Source organism: Mycolicibacterium iranicum, assembly GCF_014190915.1.
In the GTDB taxonomy this organism is placed as follows: Bacteria; Actinomycetota; Actinomycetes; order Mycobacteriales; family Mycobacteriaceae; genus Mycobacterium; species Mycobacterium iranicum_B.
The window spans coordinates 1-13,586 of the sequence record NZ_JACHVU010000016.1 but is presented as its reverse complement, the minus strand read 5'-3'; the positions used below and the strand labels follow the sequence as shown (position 1 = coordinate 13,586).

At 66.9% G+C, this 13,586-nt stretch carries 15 protein-coding genes; 14 read left to right on the top strand and 1 reads right to left on the bottom strand.

What is annotated here, in order from left to right; translation table 11 throughout:
- The first annotated feature begins 17 nt into the window (after positions 1–17).
- The 13 genes from prmC (at position 18) to FHR72_RS23850 (ending at position 11,410) form a co-directional block, all read left to right on the top strand.
- Positions 18–845, top strand: coding sequence for a peptide chain release factor N(5)-glutamine methyltransferase (gene prmC / locus FHR72_RS23910; RefSeq protein ID WP_183473406.1), 828 nt, complete (start codon positions 18–20; stop codon positions 843–845).
- Between the two features lie 33 nt (positions 846–878).
- Positions 879–1,541: an L-threonylcarbamoyladenylate synthase gene (locus FHR72_RS23905; protein ID WP_183473221.1), complete on the top strand. Its 663-nt coding sequence runs from the start codon at positions 879–881 to the stop codon at positions 1,539–1,541.
- On the top strand, positions 1,538–2,737 hold the full coding sequence (locus tag FHR72_RS23900) for a glycosyltransferase family 4 protein (RefSeq protein WP_183473218.1): 1,200 nt from the start codon (positions 1,538–1,540) through the stop codon (positions 2,735–2,737). Before FHR72_RS23905 ends, FHR72_RS23900 begins: the two co-directional genes overlap by 4 nt.
- Positions 2,738–3,002: 265 nt before the next feature.
- Positions 3,003–3,449, top strand: a complete 447-nt coding sequence (locus FHR72_RS23895; RefSeq protein WP_183473215.1) for an ATP synthase subunit I — start codon at positions 3,003–3,005, stop codon at positions 3,447–3,449.
- A gap of 19 nt (positions 3,450–3,468) precedes the next feature.
- Positions 3,469–4,239 (top strand): F0F1 ATP synthase subunit A, encoded by a 771-nt coding sequence (atpB, locus tag FHR72_RS23890; protein ID WP_183473212.1) that lies wholly within the window; start codon positions 3,469–3,471, stop codon positions 4,237–4,239.
- Positions 4,240–4,326: 87 nt separating this feature from the next.
- Positions 4,327–4,572: a F0F1 ATP synthase subunit C gene (locus FHR72_RS23885; protein ID WP_024449289.1), complete on the top strand. Its 246-nt coding sequence runs from the start codon at positions 4,327–4,329 to the stop codon at positions 4,570–4,572.
- A gap of 9 nt (positions 4,573–4,581) precedes the next feature.
- Positions 4,582–5,097 (top strand): F0F1 ATP synthase subunit B, encoded by a 516-nt coding sequence (locus FHR72_RS23880; RefSeq protein ID WP_183473209.1) that lies wholly within the window; start codon positions 4,582–4,584, stop codon positions 5,095–5,097.
- Complete coding sequence (locus FHR72_RS23875) at positions 5,098–6,435, top strand: F0F1 ATP synthase subunit B/delta (protein WP_183473206.1); 1,338 nt, start codon at positions 5,098–5,100, stop codon at positions 6,433–6,435.
- A gap of 51 nt (positions 6,436–6,486) precedes the next feature.
- A complete protein-coding gene (atpA, locus tag FHR72_RS23870) occupies positions 6,487–8,133 on the top strand; it encodes a F0F1 ATP synthase subunit alpha (RefSeq protein ID WP_183473203.1) in 1,647 nt (548 codons plus the stop codon).
- A gap of 25 nt (positions 8,134–8,158) precedes the next feature.
- Complete coding sequence (locus tag FHR72_RS23865; RefSeq protein WP_183473200.1) at positions 8,159–9,088, top strand: F0F1 ATP synthase subunit gamma; 930 nt, start codon at positions 8,159–8,161, stop codon at positions 9,086–9,088.
- A gap of 36 nt (positions 9,089–9,124) precedes the next feature.
- On the top strand, positions 9,125–10,558 hold the full coding sequence (gene atpD, locus FHR72_RS23860) for a F0F1 ATP synthase subunit beta (protein WP_183473197.1): 1,434 nt from the start codon (positions 9,125–9,127) through the stop codon (positions 10,556–10,558).
- 33 nt (positions 10,559–10,591) lie between these two features.
- Entirely contained in the window at positions 10,592–10,957 is a 366-nt protein-coding gene (locus FHR72_RS23855) for a F0F1 ATP synthase subunit epsilon (protein ID WP_183473194.1), read from the top strand.
- 6 nt (positions 10,958–10,963) lie between these two features.
- Positions 10,964–11,410 (top strand): DUF2550 domain-containing protein, encoded by a 447-nt coding sequence (locus FHR72_RS23850; protein WP_183473191.1) that lies wholly within the window; start codon positions 10,964–10,966, stop codon positions 11,408–11,410.
- A 3-nt stretch (positions 11,411–11,413) separates the two neighbouring features.
- Here the strand turns inward: FHR72_RS23850 and FHR72_RS23845 are convergent, their stop codons facing one another.
- The gene (locus tag FHR72_RS23845) at positions 11,414–11,989 is read right to left on the bottom strand and encodes a cob(I)yrinic acid a,c-diamide adenosyltransferase (protein ID WP_183473188.1); all 576 of its coding nucleotides are present in this window, start codon (positions 11,987–11,989) and stop codon (positions 11,414–11,416) included.
- Positions 11,990–12,071: 82 nt separating this feature from the next.
- Between FHR72_RS23845 and murA the strand changes: the two genes are divergently transcribed.
- Complete coding sequence (gene murA / locus FHR72_RS23840) at positions 12,072–13,325, top strand: UDP-N-acetylglucosamine 1-carboxyvinyltransferase (protein WP_183473185.1); 1,254 nt, start codon at positions 12,072–12,074, stop codon at positions 13,323–13,325.
- Positions 13,326–13,586: the final 261 nt, after the last annotated feature.

Below are 13,586 nucleotides of genomic sequence, written 5' to 3'. Positions count from 1 at the left end.
CCGACCGGCCCACGACGATGCGGCAGGTGATCCATGACGCCGCTGAGGTGCTGGCTGCCGCGGGGGTCGGATCGCCGCGTGTCGACGCTGAGCTGCTCGCCGCGCACGTACTGGGCATCGAGCGGGGCCGGGTCGCGTTCGCCGACGCCGACGCGGCGTTCGTCGCTGCATACGACGACCTGATCTCCCGGCGCGCCGCGCGCGTCCCGCTGCAGCATCTCACCGGCACCGCGGCCTTCGGTCCGCTGACCGTACATGTCGGCCCGGGGGTGTTCATCCCGCGTCCCGAGACCGAATCTCTGCTCGAATGGGCTCTCGCGCAACCACTTTCGGGTGACCCAGTGATCGTCGACCTGTGCACCGGGTCGGGGGCGCTGGCGCTGGCGTTGGCGAGCGCGTTCCCCACAGCGCGGGTGATCGCGGTGGACGACTCCGAGGAGGCCCTGGCCTACGCGCGGCGCAACGCCGTCGGCAGTCCGGTGGAGGTGATCCGTGCCGACGCCACCGCGCCGGACCTGCTCACCGAGCTCGACAGCACAGTGGACCTCGTGGTCTCCAACCCGCCCTACATTCCCGAGAGCGCGCAGCTGGAACCCGAAGTTGCCGACCATGACCCCGCCCACGCACTGTTCGGCGGGCCCGACGGGATGGCCGTGATCGACCGGCTCGTCGGAGTCGCGGCGCGACTGCTGCGGCCGGGGGGAGGGTGCGCCGTCGAGCACGACGACACGACGTCGGACCGCACCGTGGACAGCTTCGTACGCTCCGGCGCCTTCGTCGACGTCACGGCACGACACGACCTCGCCGGCCGTGCACGCTTCGTGACCGCGGTACGGACCGGGTGAGAGGCTGACCATCGTGAACGTGCGAGATCGCGAATGACCGAGATGTTCGACTGCTCGGACCCCGGGCAGCGCGAAACCGGCATCGCGTCGGCGATCAGCGCCCTGAAGGGAGGCCGGCTCGTCGTGATGCCGACCGACACCGTCTACGGCATCGGCGCCGACGCGTTCGACGGCGAGGCCGTCGCCGCGCTGCTGGCCGCCAAGGGCCGCGGACGCGACATGCCCGTCCCGGTGCTCGTCGGGTCCTGGCACACGATCCAGGGGCTCGTCTACACGGTCCCCAACAGTGCCAAGGAGCTCATCCGCGCGTTCTGGCCGGGGGCGCTCAGTCTGGTGGTCCGCCAGGCGCCGTCGCTGCAGTGGGACCTCGGCGACGCGAACGGCACGGTGATGCTGCGGATGCCACTGCATCCGGTGGCCATCGAGCTTCTCCGCGAGGTGGGCCCGATGGCGGTCTCCAGCGCGAACATCTCCGGCCGGCCCGCCGCCGTGACCGCCGCACAGGCCCGCGAGCAACTGGGCGACCTCGTCGAGGTCTACCTCGACGGCGGCCCGGCCGAACAGCAGGCCGCATCGACGATCGTCGACCTGACCGGCGCCCACCCCAGGGTGCTGCGCCAGGGCCCGGTGACGGTCGACGCGATCGCCGAGGTGCTGGGTGTGGAGGCGGTGACCCTCACCGCGCAGACCGAGTGAGCGGGCAGACCGTGCACCTGGAAACCCTGCTGGCGCTGTCCGACCGCGGCGCCGGTGTGCCGTTGCGTGAGCTCGCGCTGGTCGGCCTCACCGCGGCGATCATCACGTACGCGGCCACCGGCTGGGTACGCGTCGTCGCCATCAAGTGGGGCGCCGTCGCCTACCCGCGCGAACGCGACGTCCACCTGCAGCCCATCCCGCGCATGGGTGGGCTCGCGATGTACATCGGCGTGGTGGCGGCCGTCCTGCTCGCCTCCCAGCTGCCAGCCCTGACACGCGGGTTCGTGTACTCCTCGGGCCTCCCGGCGGTCGTCGTCGCCGGTGGCCTGATCATGGTCGTCGGACTCATCGACGACCGTTGGGGCCTCGACGCGCTCACCAAGTTCGCCGGGCAGATCACCGCGGCCAGCGTCCTCGTGACGATGGGTGTGGCGTGGAGCGTCCTCTACATCCCGATCGGCGGCGTCGGCACCATCGTGCTGGATCAGGTGGCGTCGATCCTGCTGACGCTGGCCTTCACCGTCGCCCTGGTGAACTCGATGAACTTCGTCGACGGCCTCGACGGCCTCGCCGCCGGGCTGGGCCTGATCACGGCGTCGGCGATCTGTATCTTCTCGGTCGGGCTGCTGCGTGACCACGGCGGTGACGTGCTGTTCTACCCGCCGGCCGTCATCTCCGTCGTCCTGGCCGGCGCGTGCCTGGGATTCCTGCCGCACAACTTCCACAAGGCCCGGATCTTCATGGGCGATTCCGGGTCCATGCTGATCGGCCTGATGCTGGCCGCCGCGTCCACCACCGCGGCGGGCCCCATCTCGCAGACCGCCTACGGAGCCCGCGACGTGTTCGCACTGCTGTCGCCGTTCCTGCTGGTGGTCGCCGTCGTGTTCGTGCCGGCGCTGGACATGCTGCTCGCGATCATCCGTCGCACGCGCAAAGGGCTCAGCCCGTTCAGCCCCGACAAGATGCATCTGCACCACCGGCTCCTGGAGATCGGCCATTCACACCGGCGGGTCGTCCTGCTGATCTACCTGTGGGTGGGGATCGTCGCGCTCGGTGCCGCCAGCACGATCTTCTTCGACCCCCGGCACACCGCGGCGGTCATGGCCGGCGCGATCGTCGTCGCCGTCGTGGTGACACTGATCCCGCTGTTGAGACGCCGAAACGGCGCTTCCGACGAGATATACGACAAAAAGTAGTAGGCCCTCTTTTGTGGCCCTCACCATGTGTTAGGGTTCGGTGAGAACCCGAAAAGACCTCGCGGGTTGCCGGCCCCCGGTTCGTTCGGTGCCCTCGATTCAGGCGCCGTCCGAAGCGGAACAACGACCGACATTTTGACCGAAACAGGGAGCTGCCCCTTGGGTGATTCCAGCGCGCGCGACGCCCTCCGATACGCTACGGGCGCCACGCACAGGATCATCGGGGGAAGTCCCCAGATAACGACCGCGGGATTGAGGTGAAGCAGTGACGACGCCAGCGCAAGACGCGCCGTTGGTGTTTCCGTCCGTTGCTTTCAGGCCTGTGCGCCTGTTCATCGTGTGCGTTGCCCTGACCGCCCTCGCGATGGTGGCGGCCGCATTCGGAGGCAACGTCCTCTACGGAGCATTCTTCGGACTCGGCCTCGGACTCGGCCTGATCAACGCCCTCCTGGTGCGCCGTGCGGTCGAGAGCATCACCGCCGACGATCATCCGCTGAAGAAGAAGATGGCGCTGAACTCGGCCACCCGCCTGCTCGTCATCACCGCGCTCGCGCTGACCGTCGCCTTCATCTTCAGGGGCAACGGCGGCCTCGCGGTGCTCTTCGGGCTCGCGATTTTCCAGGCGTTGCTGGTCATGAGCACCAGCATCCCGGTGCTGCGCAAGATTCGCAGCGAGGGGCTCAACGTGGCAGACACGGAAGCGAAGGATTGAGCTAACCCCAATGACGCAGATGTTCGAGACTGTCCTCGCCGCCGAGGAAGGTGGTGCCCCGATCCACGTCGGGCATCACACGCTGGTATTCGAGCTGTTCGGTATGACGTTCAACGGGGACACCATCCTCGCCACCGCCATCACCGCGGTGATCGTCATCGGCCTGGCCTTCTACCTGAAGTCCAAGGTGACCGCCACCGGCGTGCCCGGAGGCGTGCAGCTGTTCTGGGAGGCGCTGACCATCCAGATGCGCCAGCAGATCGAGCAGGCCATCGGCATGAAGGTGGCGCCGTTCGTGCTGCCTCTGGCGGTGACCATCTTCGTGTTCATCCTGATCTCCAACTGGCTCGCGGTGTTCCCGCTGCAGTACGGCGGGGCCGACGGGGCAGCCGCCGAGCTCTACAAGGCGCCGGCCTCCGACATCAACTTCGTGCTGGCCCTCGCCCTGTTCGTGTTCATCTGCTACCACGCCGCCGGCATCTGGCGCCGCGGCATCATCGGCCACCCGATCAAGGTCGTGAAGGGCCACGTCGCCTTCCTCGCACCGATCAACATCGTCGAGGAACTCGCCAAGCCGATCTCGCTGGCACTGCGACTCTTCGGCAACATCTTCGCCGGCGGCATCCTGGTCGCCTTGATCGCGATGTTCCCCTGGTACATCCAGTGGCTCCCGAACGCGGTCTGGAAGACGTTCGACCTGTTCGTCGGCCTGATCCAGGCCTTCATCTTCTCGCTGCTGACGATCCTGTACTTCAGCCAGTCGATGGAGCTGGAGCACGACGACCACTGAGCCACCCGATACCACCAGTCGTTAGTACGTAAGGACCACAGAAACCCCTGGCAGAGACCCTCTGTCAGATATCAAGGAGGATAGGAAATGGACCCCACAATCGCTGCTGGCGCACTCATCGGCGGTGGTCTGATCATGGCCGGCGGTGCCATCGGCGCCGGTATCGGTGACGGCATCGCCGGTAACGCGCTGATCGCGGGTATCGCCCGGCAGCCGGAGGCCCAGGGTCGGCTGTTCACGCCGTTCTTCATCACCGTCGGTCTGGTCGAGGCGGCCTACTTCATCAACCTCGCCTTCATGGCACTGTTCGTCTTCGCCACACCGGTCGGCTAATTCAGCGACATGGGTGAACTGACATCGACGAACCTCGCCTCCGCCATTCTCGCGGCGGAGGAGGGGGGCGGGACGAGTAACTTCCTGCTCCCCAACGGCACCTTCTTCGCCGTACTGCTCATCTTCCTGATCGTGCTCGGCGTGATCGCGAAGTGGGTTGTGCCACCGATCAGCAAGGTGCTGGCCGAGCGGGAGGCGATGCTGGCCAAGACCGCCGCTGACAACCGCAAGTCCGCCGAACAGGTCGCCGCAGCCCGCGAGGACTACGACAAGACCTTGGCCGAAGCACGCGGTGAGGCGTCCTCGATCCGCGACGAAGCCCGCACCGCCGGCCGGCAGGTGGTCGACGAGAAGCGCGCAGCGGCAAGCGGCGAGGTCGCCGAGACCGTCAAGACAGCCGACGAGCAGTTGTCACAACAGGGTTCGTCCGCCCAGTCGGAGCTGCAGTCGTCGGTGGACGGACTGTCGGCGACGCTGGCCAGCCGGATCCTGGGTGTCGACGTGAAATCAGGTGGGAACCAGTAGATGTCGACATTCATCGGACAGCTGATCGGCTTCGCCGTCATCGTCTTCATCATCGTCAAGTGGGTCGTGCCGCCCGTACGGTCCATGATGAAGAAGCAGCAGGAAGCGGTCCGTGCCGCGTTGGAGGAGAGCGCTGAAGCCAGCAAGAAGCTGGCCGACGCGGACGCGATGCATGCCAAGGCCGTCGAGGACGCGAAGTCCGAGGGCGAGAAGGTCACCGAAGAGGCTCGCCACGATTCGGAGCGGATCACGGCGCAGCTGGCCGAGCAGGCCGACGCGGAAGCCGAGCGCATCAAGAGCCAGGGCGCGCAGCAGGTTCAGCTCATGCGACAGCAGCTGATCCGTCAGCTGCGGTCGGGCCTCGGCGTCGAGTCGGTGCAGAAGGCCGAGGAGCTCGTCCGCAACTACGTCTCCGATCCCGCCGCGCAGGCCTCCACGGTCGACCGGTTCCTCGACGAGCTCGACCAGATGGCTCCGTCGCCGAGCGTCCTGGAGGCCGGGGCGTCGCTGAACCTGCGCGCCGCGAGCCGTGAGGCGCTGGCCGAGGTCGTCAAGAAGTTCGAGTCGGCCACCGACGGTGCCGACGCCGACGCCCTGACCTCCCTGGCCGACAACCTGTCGGCGGTCGCGAAGCTCCTGCTCACCGAGCCCACGCTGAACAAGCATCTCGCCGAACCGACCGACGAGCCGGACCCCAAGGTGCAGCTCGTCGAGCGACTGTTCGACGGCAAGGTCGACGGCCTCACCCTCGATGTACTGAAAACCGCTGTGTCACAGCGGTGGTCGAGCGAAGGCAACCTGGTCGACGCGGTGGAGCATGTCGCCCGCCTGGCGCTGCTGACGCGTGCCGAGCGTGACGGACAGAGCGAAGAGGTCGAAGATCAGCTGTTCCGCTTCGGTCGCGTGCTCGATTCCGAGTCGGAGCTCAGCAGGCTGCTCGGCGACACCACGGTCCCTGCCGACAAGCGCGTCGAGCTGCTCAAGAAGGTGCTCGACAGCAGCGGCGGCGTGAACGCCACCGTCGCGGCACTGCTGACCCAGACGATCGAGCTGCTGCGCGGTGAGGTCGCCGACGCCGCGGTCAACGATCTGGCCGAGCTGGCCGTCGCCCGTCGCGGCGAGTCCGTCGCGGAGGTGTCCGCGGCTGCCGAACTGTCCGACGAGCAACGGAACCGGCTGACCGAGGTGCTCAGCCGGATCTACGGCACGCCGGTGTCGATTCAGCTCGATGTCGACCCCGAGGTACTCGGTGGTCTTCTGATCGTGGTCGGTGACGAGGTCATCGACGGCTCCATCTCATCGCGGTTGGCCGCGGCCCGCTCAGGGCTCCCGGACTGACCCCCCGAACTCGACAGCAACAGAAACACAAAGGCAGGAAGACGAAAAGCCATGGCAGAGTTGACAATCTCGGCTTCTGACATCGAAGGCGCGATCGAGGACTACGTCTCCTCCTTCACCGCCGATTCCGATCGTGAGGAGATCGGCACCGTGATCGATGCCGGTGACGGCATCGCCCACGTCGAGGGCTTGCCCTCGGTGATGACGCAGGAGCTGCTCGAGTTCCCCGGCGGCGTCCTCGGCGTCGCGCTGAACCTCGACGAGCACAGCGTCGGCGCGGTGATCCTGGGTGAATTCGAGAAGATCGAAGAAGGCCAGCAGGTCAAGCGCACCGGCGAGGTGCTCTCGGTGCCCGTCGGCGACGCGTTCCTCGGTCGCGTCATCAACCCGCTCGGCCAGCCGATCGACGGTCAGGGCGACATCGAGTCCGACACCCGTCGCGCTCTCGAGCTGCAGGCGCCGTCGGTGGTGCAGCGCCAGGGCGTCGGCGAGCCGCTGCAGACCGGCATCAAGGCCATCGACAGCCAGACCCCGATCGGCCGCGGCCAGCGCCAGCTGATCATCGGCGACCGCAAGACCGGCAAGACCGCGGTCTGCGTCGACACGATCTTGAACCAGCGCGAGGCCTGGGAGACCGGCGATCCGAGCAAGCAGGTGCGCTGCGTGTACGTCGCGATCGGCCAGAAGGGCACCACGATCGCGTCGGTGAAGCGGGCCCTCGAAGAGGGTGGCGCGATGGAGTACACCACCATCGTCGCGGCGCCGGCCTCCGACGCCGCCGGCTTCAAATGGCTGGCGCCGTACACCGGTTCGGCCATCGGCCAGCACTGGATGTACGACGGCAAGCACGTGCTGATCGTGTTCGACGACCTGTCCAAGCAGGCCGACGCCTATCGCGCGATCTCGCTGCTGCTGCGCCGCCCGCCGGGCCGCGAGGCGTTCCCCGGTGACGTGTTCTACCTGCACTCGCGTCTGCTGGAACGTTGCGCGAAGCTGTCCGACGAGCTCGGTGGTGGTTCGATGACCGGCCTGCCGATCATCGAGACCAAGGCCAACGACATCTCGGCGTTCATCCCGACCAACGTCATCTCGATCACCGACGGTCAGTGCTTCCTGGAGTCCGACCTGTTCAACCAGGGTGTGCGGCCGGCCATCAACGTCGGTGTGTCGGTGTCGCGCGTCGGTGGCGCCGCGCAGATCAAGGCCATGAAAGAGGTGGCCGGTTCGCTGCGTCTGGAGCTCTCGCAGTACCGCGAGCTGGAGTCGTTCGCCGCGTTCGCCTCGGACCTGGACCCCGCCTCGAAGGCACAGCTCGACCGCGGTGCGCGCCTGGTGGAGCTGCTGAAGCAGCCCGCGTACACGCCGTACGCGGTCGAGGATCAGGTCATCGCGATCTTCCTCGGCACCGGCGGTCACCTCGACTCGGTTCCCGTCGAGGACGTCGCGCGCTTCGAGCAGGAGCTGCTGGAGCACGTGAAGGGTTCGCACAGGGAGATCCTCGAGGGCATCCGGGAGAGCAAGAAGTTCCCGGAAGAGGAGCAGGAGAAGCTGACGGGCATCATCAACGAGTTCAAGAAGGGGTTCTCGGCCTCTGACGGAAGCTCGGTCGCGGTCAACGAGCACGAGGCCGAGGCGATGGACGAAGAGGACGTCGAGAAAGAGTCCGTCAAGGTCCGCAAGCCGGCCCCCAAGAAGTAGGACCCGAAAGGTTCTGGAGAGCTAGATGGCTGCAACACTGCGTGAGCTACGCGGGCGGATCCGTTCCGCCGGGTCGATCAAGAAGATCACCAAGGCCCAGGAGATGATCGCCACCTCGCGGATCGCGAAGGCCCAGGCCCGAGTGGAAGCCGCTCGGCCGTACAGCACGGAGATCACCAACATGCTCACCGAGCTGGCGAGCGCCAGCGCGCTGGACCATCCGCTGCTCGTCGCCCGGGAGAACCCGCGGCGGGCTGCGGTGCTGGTGGTGTCGTCCGACCGCGGACTGTGCGGTGCCTACAACGCCAACGTGCTGCGGCAGGCCGAGGAGCTGTACTCACTGCTCCGCGAAGAGGGCAAAGATCCGGTGTTGTACGCCGTCGGCCGAAAGGCGCTCGGTTTCTACAACTTCCGCCAGCGCAACGTCGTCGAGTCGTGGACCGGCTTCTCGGAGCGGCCCACCTACGAGCAGTCGCGCGAGATCGCCGACACCCTGGTGTCGGCGTTCATGTCCGGCGCGGACGACGAGGGCGACAATCCGGGCGATGACGGTGTCCTCGGCGTCGACGAACTGCACATCGTCTTCACCGAGTTCAAGTCGATGCTGTCGCAGTCGGCGGTGGCGCGCCGGATCGCTCCGATGGTGGTCGAGTACGTCGGCGACGACGAGCCCGAAGACGGGCCCCGCACGTTGTTCTCGTTCGAGCCCAACGCGGAGACGCTGTTCGACGCGCTGCTGCCGCGCTACGTCGCCACCCGGGTGTACGCAGCGCTGCTCGAGGCGGCGGCGTCGGAATCGGCTGCCCGACGACGCGCGATGAAATCGGCCACCGACAACGCCGACGATCTGATCAAGTCCCTGACACTGGCGGCCAACCGCGAACGCCAGGCCCAGATCACCCAGGAAATCAGCGAGATCGTCGGCGGCGCGAACGCGCTGGCCGACGCCAAGTGACCTTCAGCAGAACGCACCGTTAGGAAGCCAAAGAACATGAGTGCACCAGCCAAAGACAAGGAGACCACCGGTCGCGTGGTCCGCATCACCGGTCCGGTGGTCGACGTGGAGTTCCCGCGCGGCTCCGTCCCGGAGTTGTTCAACGCGCTGCACGCTGACATCTCCTACAAGGAGCTGTCCAAGACGCTGACCCTCGAGGTCGCGCAGCACCTCGGCGACAACCTGGTGCGCACCATCTCCATGCAGCCGACGGACGGACTTGTCCGCGGCGTCGAGGTCACCGACACGGGCAACTCGATCTCGGTGCCCGTCGGTGACGGCGTCAAGGGGCACGTGTTCAACGCCCTCGGTGACTGCCTCGACGAGCCCGGCTATGGCAAGGACTTCGATCACTGGTCGATCCACCGCAAGCCGCCGCCGTTCTCGGAGCTGGAGCCCCGCACCGAGATGCTGGAGACCGGCCTCAAGGTCGTCGACCTGCTGACGCCGTATGTGCGTGGCGGCAAGATCGCCCTGTTCGGCGGCGCCGGCGTGGGCAAGACGGTGCTCATCCAGGAGATGATCAACCGCATCGCCCGCAACTTCGGTGGTACCTCGGTGTTCGCCGGTGTCGGTGAGCGCACCCGCGAGGGCAACGACCTGTGGGTCGAGCTCGAGGACGCCAACGTGCTCAAGGACACCGCGTTGGTGTTCGGTCAGATGGACGAGCCGCCGGGCACCCGTATGCGCGTTGCGCTGTCGGCGCTGACGATGGCGGAGTTCTTCCGCGACGAGCAGGGCCAGGACGTGCTGCTGTTCATCGACAACATCTTCCGGTTCACCCAGGCCGGTTCCGAGGTGTCGACGCTGCTCGGCCGTATGCCCTCCGCCGTGGGTTACCAGCCCACCCTGGCAGACGAGATGGGTGAGCTCCAGGAGCGCATCACCTCGACGCGCGGCAAGTCGATCACCTCGATGCAGGCCGTCTACGTGCCCGCCGACGACTACACCGACCCGGCCCCGGCCACCACGTTCGCGCACCTCGACGCGACCACGGAGCTCTCTCGTACCGTGTTCTCGAAGGGCATCTTCCCGGCCGTGGATCCGCTGGCTTCGTCCTCGACGATCCTGGACCCGTCGGTCGTCGGCGACGAGCACTACCGCGTGGCGCAGGAAGTCATCCGGATCCTGCAGCGCTACAAGGACCTCCAGGACATCATCGCGATCCTCGGTATCGACGAGCTGGCCGAAGAGGACAAGCAGCTGGTGCAGCGCGCCCGCCGCATCGAGCGCTTCCTGAGCCAGAACATGATGGCCGCCGAGCAGTTCACCGGTCAGCCCGGTTCGACGGTACCGCTCAAGGAGACCATCGAGGCGTTCGACAAGCTCACCAAGGGCGACTTCGACCACCTGCCCGAGCAGGCGTTCTTCCTCATCGGTGGTCTCGACGACCTGGCAAAGAAGGCCGAGAGCCTCGGCGCCAAGCTGTGATGAGCGCTCCTTCCAACCGAAAGGTGGTGTGACATGGCCGATCTGCACGTCGAGATCGTGGCCGTGGAGCGCGAGCTGTGGGCGGGTGACGCGACGTTCGTGTTCACCCGCACCACGGCGGGCGAGATCGGCATCCTGCCGCGGCACATCCCGTTGGTGGCGCAGCTCGTCGACGACGCCATGGTCCGCGTCGAACGCGAGGGTGAGGACGATCTGCGCATCGCGGTCGACGGCGGGTTCCTGTCCGTGACCGAGGAGGCCGTCCGGATCCTGGTCGAGAACGCCGAGTTCGAGAACGAGATCAACGCCGACGAGGCGAAGCAGGATTCCGAGTCTGACGACGAGCGGACCGCGGCATGGGGTCGGGCGCGCCTGCGCGCCCTCGGCCAACTGGACTGACCGCCGATGAGCGCGTCCATGCTGTTCATGGCCGCGCTCGTCGGTGTGCTGCTCCTCGTCGTCGTCGCCCTCACCTACCGGCTCTGGAAGCTGCGGCAGGTCGGGGGGACCGCGGCGATTCTGCGTGATGTACCGGCTGTCGGCGGACATGGCTGGCGGCACGGCGTCATGCGCTACCGCGGAGGCGAAGCCGGCTTCTACCGGCTTTCCAGCATGCGGTGGTGGCCGGATCGGACGCTGACCCGTCGTGGCCTCGAGATCGTGTCGCGGCGTGCGCCACGCGGCGACGAGTTCGACATCATGACCGCCGAGATCGTCGTTCTCGAGTTGCGGGACACCGGCCCCGAGCGGGGACGGGGCTACGAGATCGCCCTCGATCGCGGCGCGCTGACCGCGTTCACGTCCTGGCTGGAGTCACGGCCCTCGCCCCGCGCGCGGCGGCGCTCGTACTGAGTCTTACGTGCTCTGAGCCCCCGGCTGCCACAGCACGTCACCGTCGGGATTGGCGACGCGAGACAGGATGAACAGCAGGTCGGACAACCGGTTGAGGTACTTGGCCGGCAGGACACTGACCGACTCCCCGTACGCGTCGACGGCCAGCCATGCCGAACGCTCCGCCCGGCGCGCGACCGTGCGCGCGACATGCAGCAGCGCCGACAGTGCCGTGCCCCCGGGCAGGATGAACGAATTCAGCGCCGGCAGCGGCTCGTTGAACTCGTCGCACCACTTCTCGAGTCGGTCGATGTAGTCCTGCTTGATCCGCAGGGGTGGATACTCCGGGTTCTCCACGACCGGGGTGGACAGGTCGGCACCTGCGTCGAACAGGTCGTTCTGGATCTGGCGCAGGACCTGCAGCAGCGACCCTTCGGGCGCTCCGACCGCGACCGCGACGCCGATCGCCGCGTTGACCTCGTCGCAGTCGGCGTACGCCGCAAGACGTGCGTCGTTCTTAGACACCCGGCTGAAGTCGCTGAGCCCGGTGGTGCCGTCATCGCCGGTCCGCGTGTAGATCCGAGTCAGGTGGACTGCCATGGCCCAAACGGTACCGGGGTGGGCACCGGCCGCTCGGCTTGGCAGCCTGACATGGCTCGGCGGGCTGTTTACACTGACCGGCGTGAGCGAGCGTTTCGTGGTGACCGGCGGTAGTCGGTTATCGGGCGAAGTGGCTGTCGGCGGTGCCAAGAACAGCGTGCTGAAGCTGATGGCGGCCGCGTTGCTCGCCGAGGGGACCAGCACGATCACCAACTGCCCCGACATTCTCGACGTCCCCCTGATGGCAGAAGTCCTGCGCGGGCTCGGCGCGACTGTGGACTTGGACGGCGACGTCGTCCGGATCACGTCTCCCGACGAGCCGAAGTACGACGCCGATTTCGCCGCGGTCCGGCAGTTCCGCGCCTCGGTGTGTGTGCTCGGACCCCTGGTGGGCAGGTGCAAGAAGGCGCGGGTAGCCCTTCCCGGCGGCGACGCGATCGGATCGCGCCCGCTGGACATGCACCAGGCCGGCCTGCGACAACTGGGCGCCAGGTGCAACATCGAGCACGGTTGCGTCGTCGCCGAGGCGGATCATCTGCACGGCGCGGAGATCCAGCTGGAGTTCCCCTCGGTCGGTGCCACGGAGAACATCCTGATGGCAGCGGTTCTGGCCGACGGGGTGACCACCATCCACAACGCCGCCCGCGAACCCGACGTGGTCGATCTGTGCACCATGCTCAATCAGATGGGCGCGCAGGTGGCGGGCGCCGGGTCGTCGACGCTGACGATCACCGGGGTCGACCGTCTCTACCCGACGGAACACCGGGTGATCGGCGACCGGATCGTCGCGGCGACCTGGGGGATAGCGGCCGCGATGACCCGCGGCGACATCTCGGTCACCGGGGTCGACCCCGCCCACCTGCAGTTGGTGTTGCACAAGCTGCACGACGCCGGCGCGACCGTCACGCAGACCGACGACGGGTTCCGGGTGGTCCAGTACGAGCGGCCCAAAGCGGTCAACGTCGCGACGCTCCCGTTCCCGGGTTTCCCGACCGATCTCCAACCGATGGCCATCGGGCTGGCGGCGGTCGCGGACGGGACCTCGATGATCACCGAGAACGTGTTCGAAGCACGGTTCCGGTTCGTGGAGGAGATGATCCGGCTCGGCGCCGACGCACGGACGGATGGTCACCATGCCGTCGTGCGGGGGATCCCGCAGTTGTCTAGTGCCCCGGTGTGGTCGTCGGACATCCGTGCCGGCGCCGGCCTCGTGCTGGCCGGTCTGGTGGCCGATGGTGACACGGAGGTGCACGACGTGTTTCACATCGACCGCGGGTATCCGAAGTTCGTGGAAAATCTGGCCGCTTTGGGAGCGGAGATCGAGCGGGTCCACTAGGCTTGGAGGGCCGAAAAAGCCTTCTGTGCTGGCGATTTGGGACACGCGCCGACAGCGCGTAGTATTTCTTTCAGCAGCCCGGCCGGGTCCGCAAGGAACCGACATCGGCAGCTTGACTACCTTCCAGAGCTAATATAGGCTGGTGAGGTTGCCTTAAAACAGGCTCTGTTGTTTGAGAACTCAATAGTGTGTTTGGTGGTTTTTGTTTGTTGTTTTTTTGTCGTGTCCGCATTTTCCCGTTTGGGGGCGCGATGTTTTTTT